The organism is Levilactobacillus cerevisiae (assembly GCF_003946245.1).
GTDB lineage: Bacteria > Bacillota > Bacilli > Lactobacillales > Lactobacillaceae > Levilactobacillus > Levilactobacillus cerevisiae.
Genome location: NZ_RHNN01000029.1, coordinates 1 through 22,436, shown reverse-complemented (window position 1 = coordinate 22,436; position 22,436 = coordinate 1). Strand labels below are relative to the sequence as shown.

22 protein-coding genes and 1 pseudogene are annotated in these 22,436 nt (G+C 46.3%); 15 read left to right on the top strand and 8 right to left on the bottom strand.

Going from position 1 to position 22,436, the window contains the following annotated elements; genetic code table 11:
* Nucleotides 1–115: 115 nt before the first annotated feature.
* Genes EKM99_RS15870 through EKM99_RS12590 form a run of 3 tightly spaced genes read right to left on the bottom strand, consistent with a single transcriptional unit; the run spans nt 116 to nt 1,622 of the window.
* Nucleotides 116–253, bottom strand: a complete 138-nt coding sequence (locus EKM99_RS15870) for a hypothetical protein (protein WP_164511604.1) — start codon at nt 251–253, stop codon at nt 116–118.
* Nucleotides 253–1,188: a zinc-binding dehydrogenase gene (locus EKM99_RS12595; RefSeq protein ID WP_125583765.1), complete on the bottom strand. Its 936-nt coding sequence runs from the start codon at nt 1,186–1,188 to the stop codon at nt 253–255. Before EKM99_RS12595 ends, EKM99_RS15870 begins: the two co-directional genes overlap by 1 nt.
* A complete protein-coding gene (locus EKM99_RS12590) occupies nt 1,188–1,622 on the bottom strand; it encodes an SRPBCC family protein (RefSeq protein WP_125583764.1) in 435 nt (144 codons plus the stop codon). The genes EKM99_RS12595 and EKM99_RS12590 overlap by 1 nt, the downstream gene beginning before the upstream one ends.
* A gap of 481 nt (nt 1,623–2,103) precedes the next feature.
* Between EKM99_RS12590 and EKM99_RS12585 the strand changes: the two genes are divergently transcribed.
* From EKM99_RS12585 to EKM99_RS12550, 8 genes are all read left to right on the top strand, one after another.
* Entirely contained in the window at nt 2,104–2,553 is a 450-nt protein-coding gene (locus EKM99_RS12585) for a PTS sugar transporter subunit IIA (RefSeq protein WP_164511603.1), read from the top strand.
* Nucleotides 2,553–2,852 (top strand): PTS sugar transporter subunit IIB, encoded by a 300-nt coding sequence (locus EKM99_RS12580; RefSeq protein WP_125583762.1) that lies wholly within the window; start codon nt 2,553–2,555, stop codon nt 2,850–2,852. Before EKM99_RS12585 ends, EKM99_RS12580 begins: the two co-directional genes overlap by 1 nt.
* A gap of 32 nt (nt 2,853–2,884) precedes the next feature.
* On the top strand, nt 2,885–4,258 hold the full coding sequence (locus EKM99_RS12575) for a PTS ascorbate transporter subunit IIC (protein ID WP_125583761.1): 1,374 nt from the start codon (nt 2,885–2,887) through the stop codon (nt 4,256–4,258).
* Between the two features lie 57 nt (nt 4,259–4,315).
* Entirely contained in the window at nt 4,316–6,340 is a 2,025-nt protein-coding gene (gene tkt, locus EKM99_RS12570) for a transketolase (protein ID WP_125583760.1), read from the top strand.
* 24 nt (nt 6,341–6,364) lie between these two features.
* On the top strand, nt 6,365–8,104 hold the full coding sequence (gene ptsP / locus EKM99_RS12565; protein ID WP_125583759.1) for a phosphoenolpyruvate--protein phosphotransferase: 1,740 nt from the start codon (nt 6,365–6,367) through the stop codon (nt 8,102–8,104).
* Between the two features lie 195 nt (nt 8,105–8,299).
* The gene (locus EKM99_RS12560) at nt 8,300–10,354 is read left to right on the top strand and encodes a BglG family transcription antiterminator (protein ID WP_125583758.1); all 2,055 of its coding nucleotides are present in this window, start codon (nt 8,300–8,302) and stop codon (nt 10,352–10,354) included.
* A gap of 205 nt (nt 10,355–10,559) precedes the next feature.
* Entirely contained in the window at nt 10,560–11,369 is an 810-nt protein-coding gene (locus EKM99_RS12555) for a metallophosphoesterase (protein WP_125583757.1), read from the top strand.
* Between the two features lie 90 nt (nt 11,370–11,459).
* The gene (locus tag EKM99_RS12550; RefSeq protein WP_125583756.1) at nt 11,460–11,957 is read left to right on the top strand and encodes a cysteine hydrolase family protein; all 498 of its coding nucleotides are present in this window, start codon (nt 11,460–11,462) and stop codon (nt 11,955–11,957) included.
* A 195-nt stretch (nt 11,958–12,152) separates the two neighbouring features.
* On the opposite strand, the gene EKM99_RS12545 is transcribed toward EKM99_RS12550, so the two are convergent.
* On the bottom strand, nt 12,153–12,722 hold the full coding sequence (locus EKM99_RS12545; protein WP_125583755.1) for an MFS transporter: 570 nt from the start codon (nt 12,720–12,722) through the stop codon (nt 12,153–12,155).
* A 405-nt stretch (nt 12,723–13,127) separates the two neighbouring features.
* On the opposite strand from EKM99_RS12545, the gene EKM99_RS12540 reads away from it, so the two are divergent.
* On the top strand, nt 13,128–13,982 hold the full coding sequence (locus EKM99_RS12540; protein ID WP_125583754.1) for an alpha/beta hydrolase: 855 nt from the start codon (nt 13,128–13,130) through the stop codon (nt 13,980–13,982).
* 144 nt (nt 13,983–14,126) lie between these two features.
* Here EKM99_RS12540 and EKM99_RS12535 read toward each other — a convergent pair whose 3' ends face one another.
* Nucleotides 14,127–14,717 (bottom strand): TetR/AcrR family transcriptional regulator, encoded by a 591-nt coding sequence (locus tag EKM99_RS12535; RefSeq protein WP_125583753.1) that lies wholly within the window; start codon nt 14,715–14,717, stop codon nt 14,127–14,129.
* Between the two features lie 152 nt (nt 14,718–14,869).
* On the opposite strand from EKM99_RS12535, the gene EKM99_RS16085 reads away from it, so the two are divergent.
* On the top strand, nt 14,870–15,151 hold the full coding sequence (locus tag EKM99_RS16085) for an SDR family NAD(P)-dependent oxidoreductase (protein WP_263853874.1): 282 nt from the start codon (nt 14,870–14,872) through the stop codon (nt 15,149–15,151).
* Complete coding sequence (locus EKM99_RS12530; protein ID WP_263853873.1) at nt 15,111–15,743, top strand: SDR family NAD(P)-dependent oxidoreductase; 633 nt, start codon at nt 15,111–15,113, stop codon at nt 15,741–15,743. The genes EKM99_RS16085 and EKM99_RS12530 overlap by 41 nt, the downstream gene beginning before the upstream one ends.
* 383 nt (nt 15,744–16,126) lie before the next feature.
* On the opposite strand, the gene EKM99_RS12525 is transcribed toward EKM99_RS12530, so the two are convergent.
* Complete coding sequence (locus tag EKM99_RS12525; protein ID WP_125583752.1) at nt 16,127–16,345, bottom strand: AbrB/MazE/SpoVT family DNA-binding domain-containing protein; 219 nt, start codon at nt 16,343–16,345, stop codon at nt 16,127–16,129.
* Between the two features lie 57 nt (nt 16,346–16,402).
* A complete protein-coding gene (locus EKM99_RS12520; protein ID WP_125583751.1) occupies nt 16,403–16,945 on the bottom strand; it encodes a TetR/AcrR family transcriptional regulator in 543 nt (180 codons plus the stop codon).
* Nucleotides 16,946–17,039: 94 nt separating this feature from the next.
* Between EKM99_RS12520 and EKM99_RS12515 the strand changes: the two genes are divergently transcribed.
* Nucleotides 17,040–18,740, top strand: a complete 1,701-nt coding sequence (locus tag EKM99_RS12515; RefSeq protein ID WP_191983319.1) for an MFS transporter — start codon at nt 17,040–17,042, stop codon at nt 18,738–18,740.
* A 466-nt stretch (nt 18,741–19,206) separates the two neighbouring features.
* On the opposite strand, the pseudogene EKM99_RS12510 reads toward EKM99_RS12515, so the two are convergent.
* Nucleotides 19,207–19,855: pseudogene (locus EKM99_RS12510) on the bottom strand (SAP domain-containing protein).
* Between the two features lie 167 nt (nt 19,856–20,022).
* Here EKM99_RS12510 and EKM99_RS12505 point away from each other — a divergent pair.
* The 3 genes from EKM99_RS12505 to EKM99_RS12495 all read left to right on the top strand — a co-directional run bounded on the left by EKM99_RS12505 (nt 20,023) and on the right by EKM99_RS12495 (nt 22,302).
* Nucleotides 20,023–20,892, top strand: coding sequence for a hypothetical protein (locus EKM99_RS12505; RefSeq protein WP_125583749.1), 870 nt, complete (start codon nt 20,023–20,025; stop codon nt 20,890–20,892).
* Between the two features lie 412 nt (nt 20,893–21,304).
* Nucleotides 21,305–21,652: an MmcQ/YjbR family DNA-binding protein gene (locus EKM99_RS12500; RefSeq protein ID WP_125583748.1), complete on the top strand. Its 348-nt coding sequence runs from the start codon at nt 21,305–21,307 to the stop codon at nt 21,650–21,652.
* 197 nt (nt 21,653–21,849) lie between these two features.
* Nucleotides 21,850–22,302, top strand: coding sequence for a hypothetical protein (locus EKM99_RS12495; protein ID WP_125583747.1), 453 nt, complete (start codon nt 21,850–21,852; stop codon nt 22,300–22,302).
* Nucleotides 22,303–22,436 lie beyond the last annotated feature (134 nt).

The following is a 22,436-nucleotide window of genomic DNA, read 5'->3' as shown; positions in this document are numbered from 1 at the left end:
GGAAAATAAATAAAACCCCGCAGAATTTTCTGCGGGGTTTCTGTTCGTCATCTTATCTAATTAGGTGGGAAAATTTGAATGGTACCCACAAGCGTCATGGTTAAGAGTCGTAAAATTACCGCGTGCGTTTGTAAAACCACAACAGGCCGCCGACAATCAAGCCAATCAGTAGTGCCCGAATGCCCCAGCCGACCAGCCACAGGGTCACGAGCTGAGGGAGCAGTTGGTTCCAATCAGTCGTTAAAAGTATCATTATGCAGTCACCTCCTGGTTGTAAGTCAGTAGAATCCGACCCGCTGCATGCGCCGTGGTCAAGCGGTGCTGGGCACGTTTGACGTCCGTAAATGGGTATTGTTCTTGGATCACCGCGGTGAGTTTTTTCGTGGCCAACTGTTGTAATAGCCACCGGTAATCAGCCGGCATAATGGCGCCGCTGGCAAAGGTGAAGCGTTGTTGTGGGTCTTGCGGGTGGTAATCGGTCAAGGCCAGGGAAAGAAGGCTAACGGGACCCAGCATGGCTGTGAGTTGATCCAGCAACGAGGCCGCACCAGCTAAGTCAATGACTTGCGTGACGGCTGATAAATCGGCGGTTTGCTCAGCCAACGGGCGGTCGTAAGCCAAAATCTGGTCGGCGCCCAACGCCTGCAGCAAGTCATGCCGGCTGGAATGGGCAATGGCAACGGTGTGGATGCCAAACAAGTGGAGAAGCTGTAACAAATACGTGCCGACACTGCCGCTGGCACCCGTGACCAGAACAGTTGCGCCGGCCTGAACGTGACTCTTCTTCAAGGCAAAGTAAGCGGCGTCCGCACCACCGATAACAGTTGTCGCGGCGGCTAAGGAGACGCCGTGAGGTACTGGAAGTAACAGTGGCGGCAGGGTGGAGAGAATTTGTTCCTGATGACTGCCGCTGAACTGCGCGCCAATTACGGGTTGGTTAACTAATTTTGACTGGCGCAGTCGCCCAACCTCACGCACGATGCCACCAAAGCCGTAACCGACGACCATGGGCAAGGTGACGGGCCGCAACTGCTGGAGTTGGCCGCTTTCCGTTAACAGGTCGTAGGGCATGACCGGCGTGTAGCGAGTCTCAATCCGAACGGCCAGTGGCGTTAATCGGGGAACGGGTCGCGTCCGCACGGTGAGCGCGTCAATCCCCTGGTACGAGTCTTGCACAATGGCTTGCATTAGGGGGTCACCTCCAGTGGTGATTCGGCGAGCGTGACCAGTGCCTGGAGATTTTGGGCAAAGGCTTGCTTGGCAATGGGCGCCAGCAAGCTAAGTGGTAAGGGTAAGCTATTGGCGGGAGGGACGATTAAGGTTTCGGTGATGGTCGTTTGTTTCGCCGCCGAGCTGAGGGTAAAGCTGAGCTGATAGGCTAACCGGCCACCCTGACTCTGATAGATGACCTGGTCCGCGGTCGTGGTCACCGTCACGTGTTCTTCGGTGTTGAGTGCCGGTGAATGTCGGAGGATGTGGAAACCACCGGCTTCAGGGACCACCTCGGCGATTTCGGCGTCCCACAGGGGAAGATTTTCCGGGTGGGAAAGGATGGCGCGGACTAGTTCACCGGGAACCCGGGCAAGCGCGACGTTTTGAAATAAGGGTGCTGCTTCTGACATGATAAAGACCTCCTTCGTTTGAATGGCCTTAGATTAGTCTAAATTTGGTGATTTTAGAAATCAGAATACTGATATTTCAAGAAATTTCGGAGGTGCTGGTTTGCGGAAGCAAGCTGACAAAAATCAAATTTTTGAGTGAGCCGGTGATCGATTTTTAAGGGAGTTAGTATAAGGCCTTCAAAGACTTCATTCGCAGTCACTAGGGTCGTAGCTTTAGTCCATTACTGTGAATGAAGTAGTAAAATCAACACTAATTAAAACCCACGACAATGTATCGTGCACTAGTAAACAAAAAATAAAGTAATCGCCTAATGACGAGCCTTCTCTTGCACAGAAGACTCGTCATTTGCTATATTTAATAATTGTGTTCAAGTGAAAGAGTGCACTTTTTGCACGTAAGGGGTGTGCACGAGTTGCACTTGGAAACGCTTACTTTACGGTTTAAAGTATGAGTTGTCTTAAGAAGCGGAGGTTAATTAGAATGTTAGAAAATTTATTGACACCCCGGACTGTCCAACTGAGACAAGCCGGAAATCTGAAATGGAACGAGGCGATTCAAGAGGCAGCGACTCCCTTGTTAACTGAAGGGAAGATTGAGCAGTCCTACATTGACGCGATGATCAGTGTCGTTGAGAAAAATGGTCCTTTTATTAATATTGGTCCCCACATTGCCTTAGCACATGCGCGGCCGGAAAATGGCGTGAATGAAATGGGAATGGCACTAATGAAGGTCGATCCTGCCATTGACTTGGTAAGCGAGGAGCATCCGATTACATTGTTTTTCGTCCTAGCTGCCAGTGATAATACCAAGCACTTGGAAGCTTTACAAGAATTAGCAACGAAGTTACAAGACGAAGACAGCTTTGCCAGAATAGAAAATGCGAGAACAGTTGAAGAATTGGTCAACGAATTCAAAGGAGTAAAAGAATAATGAAAATTGCAGCGGTTTGCCAATCAGGTTTAGGTTCAAGCTTCATGATTCAAATGAATATTGACAGCGTTTTCAAAGAAGAAAACGTTGATGCAGATAATATTGAAGTTACCCATTTCGATACTGGAAGTATGAATATCACCGCGGCTGACTACTTTTTCCTTGGTAGTGATTTAGCTGAACAAGCATCAGATATGCCACAAGATAAGGTGTTTGTTTTAAAGAGCATCATTGATAAGAACGAGTTAAAGGAAAAGATCAACGTTTTATTGGATAAGGAAGGCATCAAGCACGATTAGCTTTACAACGTTTGATTGGAGGAATAGCAATTATGCAAGCCACGATTAACTTTATTGTCTCTGTTGTTAGTACGCCTGCCATCCTAGTTGGTTTAATCGCGATGTTAGGATTGGCGCTTCAGAAAAAGCCAGGGACGAAGGTGCTAGAGGGAACCATCAAAACCTTCGTCGGATTCTTAGTTTTGACCGGGGGTGCAGGTATTCTACAAGCTTCCCTGACACCGTTCGCATCCATGTTCAAATTTGCACTGCACGTTCAAGGGGTCGTGCCTTCTAACGAAGCAGTTGTTGCCATTGCCTTACAACAATATGGGACGACAACAGCCTTGATTATGTTCGTCGGCATGATCGTCAACGTTCTCTTGGCCCGGTTCACAAAGTTTAAGTACATCTTCTTAACGGGTCAAGCGATGCTCTACGTTTCTTGCTTAACAGCCGTTATCCTAATCTCCACTGGGATGAAATCTGGCGTCACGACGATTCTTTTAGGCGGTTTGTTTGAAGGGACCTTATTAACGGTTACACCTGCGCTTTGCCAACCGTTCATGCGGAGAATCACTGGTGGCGATGAGGTCGCAATGGGGCATACAGGAAACATTGGTTATGCCACAGCAGGTTTAATGGGTAAGTGGTTCGGTAATGCTAAGAAGTCTACCGAAGACATTAACTTCCCTAAAGGCTTAAGTTTCTTACGTGACTCAACGGTTTCCATTACCTTGGTTATGGCCATTGTTTACTTAGTTTTGGCCATTGTATCCGGGCCACAATTCATTGAAACAAAATTAAGTTCTGGTACGAATTTCTTGGTTTACGCAATTACCCAAGCAGGGACTTTCGCTGCTGGATTCTACGTTGTCTTAGCTGGTGTTCGGATGATTTTAGGTGAAATTGTTCCTGCTTTCCAAGGAATCGCAACCAAGTTAGTTCCAAATGCCAAACCAGCTTTGGATGTGCCAATCATTTTCCCATATGCACAAAATGCTTTATTGATCGGCTTCTTCGTAAGCTTCATCGTTGGGACTTTAAGTATGTTTGCCATGATTGGCATGGGAACAACGGTTATTATTCCCGGTGTGGTTGGACACTTCTTCTGTGGTGGTGCCGCTGGAATCTACGGTAACTCAACTGGTGGGCGTCGCGGCGCAATCATTGGTTCAGCTGTCAATAGTTTGTTGATCAGTTGGTTGCCATTACTGATTCTACCCGTTCTAGGTGGGTTGAAGTTAGCCTCATCAACTTTTGCTGATACTGATTACTTGATTCCAGGAATCTTATTAGGAAATCTAGGTAACTACGGTCAAATGGCTGTGACGGTTGGTATTATTGCCTTTACTGTGATTGTTATTATCTGGTCCCTCTTCTTAAAAGGAGACAAGAAGGATAACACTGTCGAGGCCGAAGGATAAGTTACTTGTAAGCTAGTCGTTTTAAAATGTTGATTTGTGGATAAGGAGTAATCATTAATGATAAATGCAGGCACACGTGAGGTTCAAGTGACCTTCACAGAAAAAGATGAATTAGCCGTTAATGCTTTAAGAATGTTGAGCATAGATATGATTGAAAAGGCTAAGTCGGGTCATCCAGGTCTGTGCTTGGATGCGGCACCTATGGCCTACGTTTTATGGAACTATCATATGAAAACGGATCCAAAGCGGCCTAATTGGATTAATCGTGATCGTTTCGTTCTTTCAGCTGGTCATGGTTCTGCCTTGCTTTACAGCTTGCTTCATATGAGTGGCTACGCTGTCAAGATGGATGACTTAAAGCAATTTCGGCAAATGGGGTCATTGACGCCAGGACACCCTGAATTTGGTCACACGCCTGGCGTTGATGCCACAACTGGGCCACTGGGTCAGGGAATTGGAATGGCCGTGGGAATGGCTTTAGCTGAAAAGCATTTGGCAGCCAAGTATAACACTGAAGATTACGATTTAATTGATCACCGGACCTATTCACTGGTTGGTGATGGGGACTTGATGGAAGGCATTAGTCAAGAGGCCATTAACATTGCCGGCAAGGAAAAGCTGAATAAATTAATCGTGCTCTATGATTCGAATGACATTACGTTAGATGGGCCATTGGCTAATGGATCCGTTGAGACCCAGAGCTATCGCTTTAAGGGTGCTGGTTGGAACTATCTATTTGTTGAAGATGGTGAGGACTTGGCTGCCATTGATAACGCGATTAACGAGGCTAAGCAGGCAACACAACCAACAATCATTGAAATCAAAACGCAAATTGGTCATGGTTCACCCCAAGCTGGTACTAATAAGGTTCATGGTGCGGCTTTAGGAACTGAGAATATGAAACAGACCAAGGCGTTCTATCACTGGAGTCAAACACCTTTCTCTGTTTCTGAAGATGCTTACGCGCAGTTTAAGCAGGGCATTGAAGAACGGGGAATCGCCGCTCATCATAATTGGACACAACTCTACACGAATTATCAGCGGAATGAACCTAAGCTAGCCGCCGAATTCACGCCTGAGATTGGTCCCAAATTAGACATGAGTCAAGTTAAATTACCGGACGAAACGGTTGGCAAAGCCGTTGCAACTCGTGTGACCAATTCAGAAATTTTACAGCAAATTGCTAAGTTTAACCCGAACTTCTGGGGTGGTGCTGCCGATTTGTCTTCTAGTAATAAAACACAACTAAAAGATGAAGGGCGGTTTAATCCTTTAGATCCTGCTAATGACAATGTCTGGTTTGGCGTTCGTGAATTTGGTGAAGCAGCAGCCTTAAATGGCATGACGTTGCACGGTGGATCGCGTGTATTTGGAAGTACCTTCTTCACTTTCTCAGACTACATGAAGGCAGCGATTCGGTTAGCTGCCTTACAAGGGCTGCCAGTTACCTTTATTTTCACACATGACACAATCGCTGTTGGTGAAGATGGGCCGACCCATGAACCAGTTGAACAATTAGCAGGCTTAAGGGCCATTCCTAACCTGAATGTTATTCGACCAGCTGATGCTCATGAAACCTTAGGTGCCTGGAAAGCAATCGCCCAAATGACTGACAAGCCAACTGTATTGGTCCTTTCTCGTCAAGGCCTGCCACTCCTGGAACAAACCAATCCGGCAGACGTTGCTCGTGGGGGATATGTCGTGTCACCTGCAAAGAGTGAAGCCTCCGATGGGATCTTAATTGCGACTGGCTCCGAAGTGCAATTGGCCTTGAATGCGCAAGCCAAGTTACGAGAAAAGCAATACGATGTTTCCGTGGTGTCCATGCCTAGTTTTGAGCTTTTTGAGCAGCAAAGTGAGGCATACCAGAATTCTGTTTTACCACCACAAGTTGATAAGCGAATTTCCATTGAAATGGACAGTACATTTGGCTGGGGGAAATACACCGGTTTGAATGGGGAAACCATTGGCGTTGATACATTTGGCCTGAGTGGTAAGGGTCCTGAAATTGTTGCGAAATTTGGATTCAATACGGAAACAATCGTTAAGAAATACGAAGAACTATGGAAAAAGTCTGAATAAGCAGTTGATGAGGTGAATGAAAACATGTCAAAGAGAATTAGTGGTATTGCCGCTAGTGACGGTATTGGTATTGCCAAGGCTTACCGCTTAGTGAATCCAGATTTAAGCTTTGATAAGAAGTCAATTACGGACGTGAATGCCGAAATCCAGCGTCTTGGTCAAGCTATGAGTGATTCTAAAGCCGACTTGCAAGTTATTCGGGACAAGGCCGCCGAAACGCTTGGGGAAAGTGAAGCCGAAGTCTTTGACGCCCACATGGCGATTCTAGCCGATCCCGAAATGATTTCACAAATCGATGAGCTTATCAAGTCACAGAAGATTAACGCGGAAGAGGCATTGACAGAAATCACTGACCAATTCATTACGATTTTCGAGGGAATGACGGATAACAAGTACATGCAAGAGCGTGCGGCAGACGTCAAGGACGTTACCAAGAGAGTCTTGAGTCATTTGTTGGGGAAGTTACTTCCTAATCCAGCGCTGATCAATGAACCCGTTATTGTTATTGCTCATGACCTCACCCCTTCAGATACTGCCCAGATGGACACGAACTACGTCCAAGGGTTCTTAACGGACTTGGGCGGACGGACTAGCCACTCGGCGATTATGTCGCGAACCTTGGAAATTCCAGCCGTTGTTGGGTCGGAACAAGCAACGCAAGCGGTTAAAAATGGTGATTCGGTCGTCTTGAATGGCTTAGATGGTTTCGCAGTAGTATCACCTAGTGCAAATGAAGTTAAGCAATTTCAGGAACAAGCGGTACAATACGCTGCCGAAAAAGCTGAATGGCGAAAACTAAGGGATGCTGAATCAATCTCGAAAGACGGTAAGCATTTCGAAGTAGCTGCGAACATCGGCACACCTGACGATATTAAAGCAGTTACTGACGCTGGCGCAGAAGCGGTTGGCCTGTTTCGAACGGAATTCCTTTACATGAATAGTGACAAGCTGCCATCCGAAGATGAACAATTCAATGCCTATAAGCAGGTTGCTGAGGCCATGAAGGGGAAGCCAGTTGTTATTCGGACGATGGATATTGGTGGGGATAAGCACTTATCTTATTTACCACTGCCTGAAGAAATGAACCCGTTCTTGGGCTACCGTGCTATCCGGATTTCGTTAGATCGACAAGCAATCTTCAGGACACAGTTGCGGGCCCTGATTCGGGCTTCCAAGTACGGCGAGATTCGAATCATGTTCCCAATGATTGCGACGCTGGTAGAATTTCGGGCGGCGAAGAAAGTCTTTACTGAGGAAAAGAACAAGTTAGCCGCAGAGGGTGTTCCATTTGCCGATGATATTAAATTGGGCATGATGGTTGAGATTCCCGCTTCAGCAGTCTTTGCCGATCAATTTGCTAAGGAAGTCGACTTTTTCAGCATTGGGACGAATGACTTGATTCAATATACATTTGCTGCCGATAGAGGTAATGAACATGTTTCTTATCTCTACCAACCGTATAACCCAGCCTTACTCCGGCTGATTAAGAATGTTGTGACAGCTGCTCATCGTGAAGGCAAAATAGCCGCTATGTGTGGCGAAATGGCTGGTGACAAAATTGCCGTGCCATTGTTGATGGGCATGGGATTAGATGAATATTCCATGAGTGCCACCTCTATTTTGCGGGTGCGAAGTCAAATGAAAAAGATTGACACAACTGATTGGACAAAGGTGGTTGATGAAGCCATTAACACCTGTCAGACCCATGAAGAGGTTAAAGAATTGGTGGAAAAACATCTGCAACCTAGTCAGACAATAGAATAATGATTTGCTAAACAGCATGGTTGTCAGGTAGAACTGACGTCATGCATTTAGTATTTTCGGGCTACAGTCGGCTAAGTTTGTTTTTTTGAGAAAAAGTCTAATTATTGGCGTTGAATCCTGGTGGTTAGCTAATTTTAAAGGTAGTTTGCAAAGTGAATCAAGGGTGAGAAATAACGAGATTGTTGAGGTAATATTATGCTGACGATTAGCAATAAAAAACAGGTGAACCTACTGATTTCTATCTTGGCCGAGGGCAAGAAGTATGAGACTGTGGCTGATTTAGAGGAGAAGATGGGTCTCTCTCGCCGCAGTGTATTCTATTGGTTAAAACAAGTAAATACGACACTGAAAGCCTTGAACCTTGACGATGTTCAACGGTTATCACAGGGTGGTTATTTTTTAACACAGTCGACATTGGATGAGCTAAAGCACCATTCGCAGTCAGATAAGCAACCAATTTTAAACGTGGCTGAGCGACGGCAAATGATTATTTGGTATCTCATCCAGCAAGATTCACATCTATCACTTGTGAATCTGGCGGAACGCTTGAACGTGTCTAAAAATACCATTATCAAAGACTTTCGGGAAATAGAAGACAGTCTACCGGCGGACACTGAGGTGATTAATACCAAGCACGGGAAAGCAATGGTTGGAAGTGAAATTACGCAACGGCAGTGGGTATACCAACAATTGACCCAACAGAATGCGTTTATTATCCAACTTATACAGAAATTCCCAAGTATTCAAGAGATTTCTGAACAACTAACGCAACTGCAAGCGGAATCTGGAAATTATTACAGTGGTGATGCAGTTCAAGCTTTGGTCTGGTATATCGCGTGGCTATTAAAAAGAACGCGCGATCCGGAACGCCTGCTAACAAATATTCAAAATTATCCAGTTGATATTTTTAGCCAGTGGTGTGACCAACTCTTAGCAAAATACGGGCAATCAACCCCCGCTGAAATAGGAAGCTTACGCGAATTGGTTCTGGCTGGGCAGCTACAGCAAGTCAATAATACTGATCGATTTGTGAAAGAATTGCTACGAACAACTGACAAGGTTGCCCGGCGATTTAGCTCGGTTTCGGGAATTGATATGGTCTCAAATGCCTTCCTAGAGGCATTGGCCACCCATCTTTATTCCACGTACTTCAGAATAAAGTATAGCGTTCATTATCAACATGCAAACCTGACTGATGTTAAATTAAAGTATAGCTACTTAATGAACTTAACGAAGTATGCGTTAAAACCCTTTGAAGAATTGCTACATGCGCCTGTCTCTAGTGACGAGTTAGCCTTAATCGCTGTTTACTTTGGTGGTGAGGTCCAACGAATATCTCCAGATTGGCTGGCATCTGAGAAACAGCCGGATGTATTACTAGTTTGCACGAGTGGCATTGGGACTAGCCTGTTACTCTATCAACAATTGTCGGCCCGTTATCCAGACATCAATTTCTCGCAACCATTTAGTTTGGAAGAATTTCAAAAGATTGATTTGGAAAAGCGTGCAACGCGACTGGTACTAACAACGGCCAAATTGCATACGTCAGCGAACGTACCAATTCTGCGGGTACAGGCGATTCCGTCATCAGCTGATTTTCAACAGTTGAGTCAAGAGTTTCGGCGACTGGACCTCCTCGATAATTCTCGAGAAACGAAGCTGGCACACGCAGTTCTGGATATTATTACCGATTACGCCCGCGTTGATGATTTCGACGGCCTAACAACGAGTCTCCGTGATTATTTTCAAGATACACCTGTCAAATCTTCGCTACCCAACAGTCGACCGTCTTTAACGGATCTGATTACTCCGGCTCACATTCAAATTGCAACTGCACCTTTAGACTGGCAAGATGCCATTCATGAGTCGTTAGTGCCGTTGCAGATAGATAATGCGGTCCAACCCAAGTACGCAAAGAGGATTATCGACATTACCTTAGAGAAAGGACCTTACATGATCATTAAGGACGGGGTCATGTTGGCACACGCGAAGCCAGAAGATGATGTCAATCACTTAGGTATGTCATTACTTTTGTTGAAGCAACCAGTAACGTTGGCGGCCCATGGTGAAGAACGAAAGTTACAAGTAATTTTTAGTCTGGCGCCAATTGATCGTGATGCGCACATGCACGCCTTGAGTCAACTGCTAGCATTATTACAGAATGAAAGCTTGTATCAAGAATTGCTGGCAGCCAGTGATGCCACTGCAATTCATCGGGTACTGGAGCAGGCAAAGGACTTATCCTCGTAAAATTGGCAGATAGGAATCAGTGGCAAATCAGCGTATTCATTTAAAACATACGTTCGCTTTTGCTGTGGTGTGAACGTGCTATACTAAATCAAACCGACATGTGCGTGTGCGTTTGGCTAAGGCGGAACGCTGATTTTTTGCCAAAAAACGGCTTACTGAGATTGCCGGTCAAGGCTTACAGCCAGGAGGAGAGGGGCAAAATTTCATGAAGTATACATTTATTGGGGATATTCACTCTGCCGCCGACGATTTGGCCGTGCTGTTACGGGCTCCGAGTCTGCAGGGGAGCCGCTTGATTTTTCTGGGCGACTATATTGATGGACGGTCGTCACGAAAGGGCACCGAGCAGACCGCTGCCATCGATCCGCTGGCGGTCTTAGATATCATCATGGCGCGCGTCAACCAGCATGGCGACGTGGCACTATTGGGGAATCACGATGATTTTTGGTTACAGACGGCCAACGGTGATGATCTAAGCTATCAGACCTGGCGCCTGAATGGTGGCGCGAACACCTGGCGTCACTTGGGCATCCACTCCAGTCATCCAATCGTTGTCGCCGATGCTTTGCGGCAAGCGCCGTTGGCTCGTTACACCAAATTTTTAGCCCAGTTGCCCCTGACTTGGTCGACTGATGATTTACTTGCTGTTCACGCGGGCCTCAATTGGGCTTATCCGCTTAACCAGCAGGTTCGCGATGATTTACTCTGGATTCGTGATGACTACTATTACGGTCCTGGTAAAACGTGGCACCGTAACCTGGCCAATAAAATCATTGTGACGGGTCATACGCCGGTTCAAACCATCAGCGACGACGGCTATGGTTTCATTAAAATGCAGGCGGATGCCGCTGACTTACCCCGCTATTTGATTGACGCAGGCAGTCGCTCTGGTGCAGAAAACGGTGGCATCTTTGCTCTAACGCTTGCCGAAACGGGTGAAGAGCTTGCCAAAAGTTGGGTGGTTAACCAACAGCTATTTGACGGCAGTAAGCCACTGCGAAATCAGACCGACTAATCCGAAATTACCTTAAGTTTAGTTTGAACCCTGCCGCAAAAGGCGTATCATAAAAACTAAACAGTAAGTTTCCTGAAGGAGGCCATCAACATGGCAGATGTCTTATTAGTCATTGATCTTCAAAACGGTGTATGCTACGGCGAACAGACCGCCGCACACCTACCGCAAGTGATTGCCGGCGTTAACGCCCGGATTGCTGCGTACCGGAAAGCCAAAAAGCCCATTGTATTTGTGCAGCAGGCGGACGACGACCTGGTTAAGGGGTCGCACGCGTGGGAGTTGATTCCCGAACTGGACTATCGCGCAACGGACTCAGTGGTGTCCAAGACGCACGCCAACGCATTTTATCATACGAACTTGCGGCGGGTGCTGACGAGCTTTGCGGCCGAATCCCTGGAAATTTGTGGCGCGCAGGTTGAATACTGTGTGGACACCACGACTAAGGTGGCCCACGGTATCGGCTACGACCTTGAAATGACACGGGGGCTAACGACCACCGTTGACAATAAATTCATGACGGCCGATCAGACCATCGCGTTTTACGAGGGTATTTGGGATCACCGGTTTGTCACCATGTTAGAAGCCTAGCTTAGGAAGCTCACCGTCAGTTATTTGGTGAGCTTTTTTGATTGGTAAATTTGAGTGACCCATGACCAAAGCGATGGGTCTTGGTCAAGCCCCGTTACATCGGGTTGACCTACGCAGATATTTATCGACGGCAAGGGACCTATCATTTATTCGCCCGTGTCGTCGGTTTCAACAGCATAGCCAGTATGAACCGAATCAGACCAAGCACGATAATCCCGCTGAAAAATGCACGGGTACCAGCAAATGCTGAATGTACGCCGAAAAATGACTGGACCGTAGTAGTCCAGTACCTATCGAGCCGCCCACTTGACGAAATGTGTTCACCATCGCACTCCCGTGATTCAGCAATTTATCTGGCAGTACGTTCAGTGCCTCGGTTGTTAGTGGTGTCATCACGAGGGAATTACCTATCATTTTGAATATTAAGCATGCAGACATCATAATCAGTGAGCTATGAACATTCAAGAACAAGAACGGTAGCATCGAGATTGAAACGATCAGGCTACCGATGATTCCTAAAATTTTTCCACCAACATGATCGTAAAGATGACCAGCAATTAGAGAAGTTAAACCGCTGGCAAGTGCTCCGGGCAATAAAACTAAGGCAGACGTTAGCGCTGTATGATGCATTGAGGACTGAATTAAAGTTGGGATAATTGCTTGAGGCCCAATCAAAGTGATAAAGGAAAGGACCACCAAGATTAATGAAAGAGAAAACTGTCGATTTTTAAAAACATGAAAGTCTAGCATGGGTACATTGAGCATGTAATCGTCCTCCCCATCATTAGTTGTTGTGCGCTTTAACTAATTCTATTGTTGGTTATTGGTGGGGTTGCAAACAAGCAATTCATGGCAATCATTTCGCAAATAGCAAGGTAAATGCGCGCAACTTGGGGTTTCGCAAGGGAACGAGATGCGTGCTGTGACGGTGTTTTAGCTGGTTGCATTGTGGCAGGCACTAAATTAACAAGAAATGGGGCACTTAACTGGTTGAGCCAGCATTAGCTAAACCAGACCGGTTAAATCAGCGAGGCGGCAATTAGCAATCACGATTTTAGCCCAAAGGTTACCCGGTTATTCAGGGTGTTGTAATTGTTGGTGTGGAGGGGTAAAGTTACCCTTGCAATAGTAGCAAACAATATTTTCAAAGAGTTTAGAGGGGAAAAGACTATGTGGAAAAAAATTGTTTTATTTTTGGGGATTGGACTAGTTGGCTTGGGGTTATCTGCTTGTACGAAGTCAAACAAGCAGTCGGCCACGGTGAACACGGCTAATAATTATCAGCCAACCTTATTTTTTCACGGTTGGGGAAGCAGCTATCATGCTGAAAACCAGATGGCACGCTCTTTGGTGAATGCAGGGCTGACGAATACCGTGATTCGCGCAATGGTGTCGAAGCAAGGCAAGGTCACCCTATCTGGCCAGTTCCATCAGGATGACCACCGACCAATTGTGGAGGTTGGTTTTGAAGATAACCACAATGGCAGTGCGCAACAGTGGGGACGCTGGGCCACGGCGGTCGTGGTGAAGCTCCAGCAGACGTATCACATTAAAAAGTTTAATATGGTGGGTCATTCAATGGGCAATATGGCCATCATGTTTTACCTGAAGCAGCAAACGACCAATTTGCCTAAGCTACAGAAACAGGTCGATATTGCGGGACATTTCAACGGCATCTTAGGCATGAACGATGAGCCTAACCGCATGAAGTTAAATCGTGCGGGGAAGCCTGCGAAAATGCAGGCGGACTATAAGGCGTTGCTCAGTCTGCGCAAGACTTATCCTAAAAATCAAATTGCTGTGCTGAACATTTACGGCGACAAGAATGATGGGTCCCACTCGGACGGCTCCGTCAGCAATGCGTCTTCAAAATCGCTACGCTATCTGGTCGCTGACCGGGCGAAGTCCTACCAGGAACACAAAATCGTCGGGACCAATGCGCAACATAGTAAATTGCATGACAATTTACAAGTCGACCGGTTACTCATCAGCTTTTTGAAAGCTAATACCCAACGTCAATCATAAGCAGTACAGGTGATTGCGGTGGTCTAACCCTAAGCAAAATACCGCGATGTTGTCTTGCAGACGACAAATAAAGTCTAGGTGATGTGAATTCACCTGGGCTTTATTTTTTTGCCTAAAATTTACGAGTAACCTATCGTGGCCGAATTAGGCTTGGTCAGGTTTCCGCCACATGGCCTCCAGCATATCCAAAATTGCTTCAAACGGCACCTGAATGGGATCGACTGTTTGTTCACTCACGGACTGAACATAATTAATAATGGTCGTATACCCAATCGACAGCAACACGCCGGGATCCGTGGCGCGAATTTCACCGTTTGCCATGCCTTGTCTGACCAGCAGCGTAATCTGGTCAAAGTCGAGGGCTGCCTCCTCTGCTGAAATATTAACCTGCTGCATGATTGGTGAGCTTTCGTATTGGATCATGACGTTGATTGCGTCCGGGTAATCCAGGGCAAACTGATAAATGATGCGCGCGTACAAGCGCATGGATGCCGTCACGGTCGGTTGCTCAGTGAAGTGGGTCAACAGGTAGTCGTTGATCAAATGTTTTTGCGTTAAAAAGGTTTGCTTGAGTAAGTCATCCTTGTTCTGAAAGTACAAGTAAATATTTGATTGCGAAATGCCGACACGGCGGGCAACTTGCGGCATGGTAATGCTGACGATGCCACTTTCGATGATCATCTTGGTAACCGTTTCAATAATTTCTTGTGGTCTTTGTTCATTTCTTTTTTTCATACAGCTCAGTATAAAAGAATATCGATTCTTAGTCAAATGGTAAATTAATTAAACATTTGTAGTTGGCAAAGAAAGGTCTTTCTTTTATAGTGAATACACGCTCAACGATAAAAACAAGCCAAATAACAAAACAATCAAGGAGATTGATGACAATGACGAAACAAGTTGCTTTAATTACGGGAGCTTCCTCGGGAATGGGTAAGGCGGCCGCGTTACGTTTTCACAACGCCGGTTACAAGGTGTATGCTGGGGCCCGCCACGTGGACCAGATGACCGATCTGGCAGCGCAGGGAATTCATATTTTTAAGCTGGACGTGACGGATCAGGCGTCGAATCAAGCTTTTGTCCAGGCCGTGCTGACGCATGAGGGCCGGATTGATGTTTTGATTAATAATGCTGGCTACGGCTCAATGGGGGGCCATCGAGGACGTTGACCCAGCCGAGGCGAAACGCCAATTTGACGTGAACGTCTTTGGTGCGGCCAACCTGATCCAACTGGTCTTACCAACCATGCGCCACCAACATGCTGGAAAAATTCTGAACAATTCTTCAGTCGGTGGTCAACTGTACTCGCGATTGGGCGGTTGGTACTATGCTTCCAAGCACGCTTTGGAGGCGTTGAGTGATTCCCTCCGTTTAGAAGTTAAGGACTTTGGTATCGACGTCATTATAATCGAACCGGGTGGCACGGCAACGAACTGGCAACAGACAGCGGCTGATCACATGGTGGCAACGACACCTAAAAATTCTGCTTACCGGCGGATGGTTGAGGCGTATGCCTTGGGTAGTTGGAACTTTCAGGCGACGGGGGACGACATTGCCCGCTTAATGCTCAAGGCGGTTAACGCGCAGCGGCCTAAGACCCGTTATCAATTGACATTGCTGGATACCCTGGCAGTGGTGGCAGCGCGAAAGTTATCTTACAAAATGTTCGATCGGATTATCCACCTTGAGATGCGCGCAGCCGACCGTGGCTTGGCTAGACGGGAGAAGGCACAAGCGGGGCGAACGCCACACAGAGCTTAACGATCAACCAGTGTTTGGTGTTTGTCAAATCTTGGTGGCAGGATTCAATCTTCAAAAACAGCATCACAAACAACCGGAGTCCTTGTTGAGAGGGACTCCGGTTATTTGTCGTGTTTAGCTAGCAGCATGGTGGTCAATTTACGGAAAAGTTTTTACTTACTTTCGGTTTCCCTCGAACATCTTCTGTTAGTCAACTGGGGAGGTTGTCCTAAAGGTCAGCTTCACGGAGAAAGTCTGTGATTTTGTTTGCAACATCATCGCCTCTGGACTTCAACATGAGCGCTCTAATTCTTTTTAGACCTTAGACCAATCGTTAGCTACGAACGTCGCTTTTTAATCTCATGACCAACAGAAACAGAGTCCTCTTTGGACAGGAGCAGATGCTAGTCTTCAGCCTCGTCCCATTCGTGGTCTTCCTTGGAGATACTGTTGCGAAAGCCAGTCCAGTCAGCCTCATTTCTAAATAGGTCCTCACGCTGAGATGTCATGATCAATGTGTCTCCAATTTTGGTAACCTTATATTTGTCACCGACCTTGGCCTTAAGTTCACGAGGAATAATAACCCAAAGTGAATGACCAATTTTTTGGACAGTTGTTTTCAAGTGCATCACTCCTTAAGAATTTTAAGTTACAGGCGGTGGGAACATACCTTTGTCGCACTACATCAGATTACTTGAGCGAACGTAACTGGCTACCGTTTGGCCTAAATATGCTGGTGATTCAACAAAGCCATGCTTGACCCAGTTGACCGTGACGTTAATGACAGCACCAGAGAAAAATTCCAAGTAATAAGGCGCCGTTAAACGTGACGTGTGATTTGCAATCCGCTCTTGCTTAATGAGTAGTTGAAAAACAGTCTGAAATGTTTCCAACAGAATATCTAATTTGCCATTTTTAATCAAGAGTTGATAGGTTTCAGCCTCTAGTTTGGTATTCTCAAAATAGTGTGTCATTAACCGCGTTAAATCAACCTTAGATGTCTGCGGTAATCGCCGCAGATAGTGTAGCATGTTCTGCGTCTGATAGGCCAGAATGATCTGATTAAAATTCTGATAGTGGCGGTAGAAATAAGTCCGTGAGACTTGAGCCTGCTGACAAAGTTCGGTGATGGAAATATTCATCACTGGTTTTTGCGCCATCAACTCCAGTAAGGCACCGTAGATGGCCGTCAGATTTTGCTGTTTCCGGTCTTGTGGGTCCATTAGGTAACAACCTCTCCCTTATCTGTAACCTAAACCTAGTTTATCATCATCGGGGCTCGTAAACTAGCGATACACACATTAGGAGGGGACCTCAATCTTGAAAAAAACAACGAAGTTAGTTGGGACAATGTCCATTGGTATTTTTCTCTGCATGTTGGACACAACGGTCATGAATATTGCGTTACCCGCAATTCAGACAGGTCTATCCGTCAGTTTAGAACAGCTTTCATGGGCACTAAATCTGTACACGATTCTATTTGCTACCTTGACGATTCCATTAGGGCGACTAGCCGATATTCACGGTCGTAGTCGCTTCTACATTTTGGGCTTAGGGCTATTTCTGGTTGGGTCGCTATTTTCTGGATTGGCGGGCAACGTGGCATGGCTGATTGTTGGCCGAGGGATTCAAAGCGTGGGTGCAGCGATTGTTTTCCCCGCTAGTATGACGATTGGCATTCAGAGTGCACCCATGGAAAAGCGGACCAGTGCGATTGCCATTCTGGGGGTTACTCAGGGGTTAGCAGCTGCCATGGGGCCAACAATTGGGGGAATCGTGACGCAGTTTTTTAGCTGGCGCGGCATCTTTTTAATTAATGTGCCATTTACCCTGCTCGCACTGGTTCTTTGCTGGCGGCTGCTTGATCGACACGAAAGAAAGCAAACAGCAGAACACTTAGATATTTGGGGATCGGTGCTTTCAATGATGATGCTATTTAGCCTGACTCTATTGCTGGTGAAAGGCAGCGACTGGGGGTGGCTGAGTTATCGGTGTCTCGGACTGGGACTGCTGAGTCTTGTTGCTTTGGCGACCTTTGTGGTGGTCGAGTCTCGGGTCAAGCAACCCATGGTGCCACTGGCGCTATTCAAGGACAAACAGTTTGTCGGGGCAGCAATCGTGACCGTGATGTCAGGAATCTTCCTGGTTGCCTTACTCGTCTTGATGCCGAGCTTCTTTACGAAGGTGCAAGGTAAAGGCGAATTACTAGCGGCCTTGATGATTACGCCAGCGTCGCTCATGATTTTTATGTGGTCTCCGCTGAGTGGCTTGTTGTTGGCCAAGGTTGGCCCACGTGCCGTCATCTTGATGGGCAGTCTTGCCATGATTGGTGGCTACGTCGTCCTTAGTCAAATGAATCCAAATGCGTATTGGCAGGTCTGCATGGCGGCGGTTCTGGTGGGTGCCGGTTATGGAATTGTCATCGGCCCCATCACAGTCTTGGCAGCAGGTGACTTTACTGGCAGTCTATTGACAGCATCGCAGAGCGTCATCGGGGTCTTCCGACAGATTGGCACATCCCTAGCTGTGGCCATCTTTGTGTCGGCGCTATCGACGAATTTAGTGACAGCCAAAACAAATATCTGGACTTTCGCGCAAAATCGGGTTGAGGCATTAACGGTGACGGCTAAGGTAAAGAGTGACACACTGATTCAGGTAAAGCATCAACTGAAGACAGAGACAACGCCGCACCAGCAAACTACTTTTATCAATAAAGCAAAAGCCCAGCGACTCATCCGTCAAAACTATCAGCAAGCATTGCGGCAGCCTCGGCTGGCCCAAGCATCAGTAACCACCAAACGGACTGTTTACCAGCAAGTCAGCCGAACTGTCACGCAACAGGTTGCCCAGGACAATCGCGTCTTGACGACGGCGGTTGCGACGATCAAGCGTGAAACCAAGGACCAATTGACCTTAGCTTTTATCCGGCCATATCGACTGGCGTTGCCATTTACATTCTTGATGCCACTCACGGTCTTTCTGTTTAGAAAACGCCGTGACTATCTCAGTCGGAAATAACTGATTAGGCAAGTGAATATGACTGGTGGTAGAAGAGCGTTTAGACAAAGTAACTTGCTGGTTACCTAAAAATGCTACTCAAAGAGACAGGGTTGAACTGAAATTCCGGTTCAGGCCTGTCTCTTTAGGTCTTTCTGGCAACTGTCGGTTGACCATTCTTTAGAAAGAGAGTGGGACAAAAGGCGGTTAGCTGGTGAGCATTAAGGCTGCTAGCCGGATAATCCCGGGTTTGGATTATTTGGCTAGCAGTTTTAAGCGGAGCCAGTTGCCTTTTGTCGCACGTTTCAGCAATATGGAGTTGGAGAACCAAAAAGAGTCTGGGGTTTTGTCCCAAACTCATTCTTTAGAAAGGGGGGCATTAGTAAAAAAACTAGTTAATACATTGGACTGAGGGTTGAAATACGCAGATTATATTGGTCGGATTGCGGTTGGCATTCATGGAAGTCAGCTGCAGCACACAGTATTCCTAGGACGACTTCAAGAAACGACTTAACTCGCTAGTGTGCCTGACTACCAGTGCATGTCGATACGTCTTGGGTTGGTCAGAGTCCCGTACTTTTTGCCATAAAATTGCGGCCACCTTCAGGGGTTCAGTGTAGCGCTTTGAGATGGGGTCGTTGCAGAAATCCTTAATAAAATTATTCCCACTGATAGGTGCCCTCTTCGGCGTTCTTTGTGGTGGCAGGTGCGGGAGCTTCTAGCACTGCAATTAAATCCGCCACTGTAGCACTGGTGTCCGCCGTTTGTTCAACAGTTCTCATCTTGATGGCCATGGCTTTACGAAATGAAAATTTTTGGACCCCAAAATAGTGAGCAAAGAAGCTTCTAGCCTCGTTATTGAGTGCAAAACCAGAATTCAAGAGCTTCGTGTCTAACGTTATTTGCCCAGCCGTTAGCTTGGCGGATGACCTTCTCCGCAGCTTTCTGATAGGGTGGATGTCTTGGGGAGCCTGACCATTGAGTAGTGTCAAGATGTAAGTAGTCAGCTCGGCCTTGGTGCCAGTTGTGGGTAGGCCTTGTTGACGACAAATTTGCCGTAACTCCGTTTGATACCAATAAAAGCGTTTAAATACCATAGGATTCATGTTTGGTGTGAAGTCAGGTCGCTTAGTCATGGTGAGAACTCCTTCCGGAAATTGGGTACGTTGGTTGCGTCACGAGTACAATCATGTCACGATACAAGGAGAATTCATCTTCATCTCCAATATACAACATTCTGGATTGTATATGGCCTGAAAAGATTGGAAGTATGGTAAGATAAGCTAAAAGGGGAATGGACGTTATGAAATTTAGAGCGACATTAGGGGTAGTCTTGGGACTCATCTTGAGTATCGCATTGGGCCTGGTTTTTTCGCAAACGGCGCAAGCTTCTCAGAAATATACGGTGGTCTCAGAAAAGTGGCCAACTGAGCGGCCGACTTATCGTGCGAAGTATCCCAATAAGAAAGTGGCATTGTGGAATAAAAAACATACGAAACGGCACGGTTATTTGACGGATAGACCTAATACGACTTTTACACGTGCTTCAACTGTCGTCCTGCAGCATGGTGGAACCAAATCGGTCTACTACTACATTAATGCTGGTGGGACCAAGGCACATCCTAAGAGCACGGTTGGTTATGTTTGGCGGGGGTATTTAACGCATGGGTTAGCGATGGACCTGCTGAAGAGCCGCTTTGTACCCATGGGCATGTTTACGAATAGTCAGGATTTCCAAAATTACATTAAGTATTCACCAACTCAAGGGATTACCCGGTCGATAGTGAAGTCATTGCCCAACATGAAGTTAGCCTATGATTTAACGAATATCGCTGCGTATGAATTTGGCTTGAAACTTGGTAACGAAGATCCAGCAGCGCCAACGGTTAAGAAGAGCGTGCTGAAGACGAGTCGTTATCAAAACGTGACCTATTTTCCTAAGGTTACTGAATATTTAGCTACGAGTAACGCCGTTAGCACGAAGAAACGGGTTAAAAAGGTTAAGCAGATTTTAGCAAATGATTACGGTTACACGGCTGCCAAATTAGGTAAGCTTAAGGGGTATGAAATCGGCTTAAATATTGAAGAAAATGTCAAAGGGAAGAAGTCGATTGATAATGGTCCAAATGCAGAGAAGTTCTACGCATTTGCTATTGGTCAACGGATTAATTAGTGAGTCAAGACAGGCTTAATGGCAGAAATTAATTTGGTGAGGACTGTTGCTAGTTGGCGGTCCTTTTTGTTTGGCCCAATCACCTATGACGTGTATCGTTATCGCTGTAGAACAATTGTTTAGCCTGAGGTTGTGGTCGTCACGTAGAAGTGTGCCATTTTCGCTCATTAAGAGTGAGCCACCCGTGAGTATCCATCCTATGGCATGGTTATTCATTTTTTTTGATGCCAATTTACAACTTGGATTACGAACTTTCAGAACGATTGACTGTCCAGCCCTGGTTAATAGGATCCTGTCGCCGGTATTCCTGCTCTTGATGGGAACTAACTGTCAATACAATTTTCTGTGGCGCAGATACGATTGCGCTTAATTACCATTGGTGTCACTACATCATTAAGGAGGGAGCGTAATAATGGAAATGACAAAAGAAGCCCTCATTAACTTCAGTAGCGAGGGTAAACGCGTTATCGTTGATGAGCCATTTAATGCTCCGGACCATCGCAACCGGATTGTCTTCGACGCGCTGCGGCATGAAGCCAGCAAGAAAATATTTGGTCTCGTTTATGAAAAAAACGAGGTCTTGTACATTGATCTGAAATGCCATCCTGCGAGGATTGATGAGCTAGTTGGTACATTTCCCTATATCTTGCCCGGACAACATTTCACGAAGCAACACTGGATCACATTAGATATTAGTCAGTTGGTCTCGAAGAAGGAATTAGCTAATCTAATAGATGAAAGCTACCAATTGACTGAATGATGGCAAAGGGTCTTGGATGCTAAAGATGCCACTCAAAAAGACAGGTTTGAACTGGTATGTCCGGTTTAGGCTTGTTTTTTGGGGGTCTGGCCAATAATATTTTTTTAAAGAAGTGCCAAGTTGTGTCGCCTACATTTCGTATACTTAATGCGTAAGTTTTTAGCAGCGTACATATCAGTTAGAAGGAGCGGGTTCACATGAATTTGAAAAGACTTGGCGTGGGATTACTGCTGGGGTTCACGCTGGTACTGATGCCAGGATTACCTGCGCAAGCGGCCAAAACATTACCCGGCATTGCGTATACGCATACGACGTCACCGAAGACGCGGGGAACGTGGTATACCCACATCAAAAACCATGGCTATGCCAAAACTGTGGTCAAAAAACACGGCGTGACCTGGTACCGCAAGGTGAAGCGTGCGGGCGCTTGGAATCGGGTACGTCAGTTAAATAATCAGCATCTGTACGTTTATCGTTACAATTTGAAGGTCGGTACGGTGACTCTTAAAATGTTTGGGTTCTATGCGGCTGGTGAGACGGGAAATGCTTTCCATTTTATGTCGACTAGAAATAAGAATGGAAAAGTAGTTTCAGTCATGGTGGATGCTAATGGAAGCGAGAACTATCATGCCTGGAAGTATGTAAAGTAAGCCGGCAACTACAGTCTAACCTGATCCCCAATTGGCGGTGTCATGCGAGTTACATTTAAAAAACAGACTAACCTTAGTGGTGAGAAATGATTCGACGGAATCTTTCCTCACCACTTTCGTTTTGGCGTAAAGTG

Bases quoted from the DNA above. Each gene is read 5' to 3' on its own strand.
- EKM99_RS15870 (WP_164511604.1), bottom strand. From the start codon at position 253: ATGATACTTTTAACGACTGATTGGAACCAACTGCTCCCTCAGCTCGTG.
- EKM99_RS12595 (WP_125583765.1), bottom strand. From the start codon at position 1,188: ATGCAAGCCATTGTGCAAGACTCGTACCAGGGGATTGACGCGCTCACC.
- EKM99_RS12590 (WP_125583764.1), bottom strand. From the start codon at position 1,622: ATGTCAGAAGCAGCACCCTTATTTCAAAACGTCGCGCTTGCCCGGGTT.
- EKM99_RS12585 (WP_164511603.1), top strand. From the start codon at position 2,104: ATGTTAGAAAATTTATTGACACCCCGGACTGTCCAACTGAGACAAGCC.
- EKM99_RS12580 (WP_125583762.1), top strand. From the start codon at position 2,553: ATGAAAATTGCAGCGGTTTGCCAATCAGGTTTAGGTTCAAGCTTCATG.
- EKM99_RS12575 (WP_125583761.1), top strand. From the start codon at position 2,885: ATGCAAGCCACGATTAACTTTATTGTCTCTGTTGTTAGTACGCCTGCC.
- tkt (WP_125583760.1), top strand. From the start codon at position 4,316: ATGATAAATGCAGGCACACGTGAGGTTCAAGTGACCTTCACAGAAAAA.
- ptsP (WP_125583759.1), top strand. From the start codon at position 6,365: ATGTCAAAGAGAATTAGTGGTATTGCCGCTAGTGACGGTATTGGTATT.
- EKM99_RS12560 (WP_125583758.1), top strand. From the start codon at position 8,300: ATGCTGACGATTAGCAATAAAAAACAGGTGAACCTACTGATTTCTATC.
- EKM99_RS12555 (WP_125583757.1), top strand. From the start codon at position 10,560: ATGAAGTATACATTTATTGGGGATATTCACTCTGCCGCCGACGATTTG.
- EKM99_RS12550 (WP_125583756.1), top strand. From the start codon at position 11,460: ATGGCAGATGTCTTATTAGTCATTGATCTTCAAAACGGTGTATGCTAC.
- EKM99_RS12545 (WP_125583755.1), bottom strand. From the start codon at position 12,722: ATGCTCAATGTACCCATGCTAGACTTTCATGTTTTTAAAAATCGACAG.
- EKM99_RS12540 (WP_125583754.1), top strand. From the start codon at position 13,128: ATGTGGAAAAAAATTGTTTTATTTTTGGGGATTGGACTAGTTGGCTTG.
- EKM99_RS12535 (WP_125583753.1), bottom strand. From the start codon at position 14,717: ATGAAAAAAAGAAATGAACAAAGACCACAAGAAATTATTGAAACGGTT.
- EKM99_RS16085 (WP_263853874.1), top strand. From the start codon at position 14,870: ATGACGAAACAAGTTGCTTTAATTACGGGAGCTTCCTCGGGAATGGGT.
- EKM99_RS12530 (WP_263853873.1), top strand. From the start codon at position 15,111: ATGCTGGCTACGGCTCAATGGGGGGCCATCGAGGACGTTGACCCAGCC.
- EKM99_RS12520 (WP_125583751.1), bottom strand. From the start codon at position 16,945: ATGGACCCACAAGACCGGAAACAGCAAAATCTGACGGCCATCTACGGT.
- EKM99_RS12505 (WP_125583749.1), top strand. From the start codon at position 20,023: ATGAAATTTAGAGCGACATTAGGGGTAGTCTTGGGACTCATCTTGAGT.
- EKM99_RS12500 (WP_125583748.1), top strand. From the start codon at position 21,305: ATGGAAATGACAAAAGAAGCCCTCATTAACTTCAGTAGCGAGGGTAAA.
- EKM99_RS12495 (WP_125583747.1), top strand. From the start codon at position 21,850: ATGAATTTGAAAAGACTTGGCGTGGGATTACTGCTGGGGTTCACGCTG.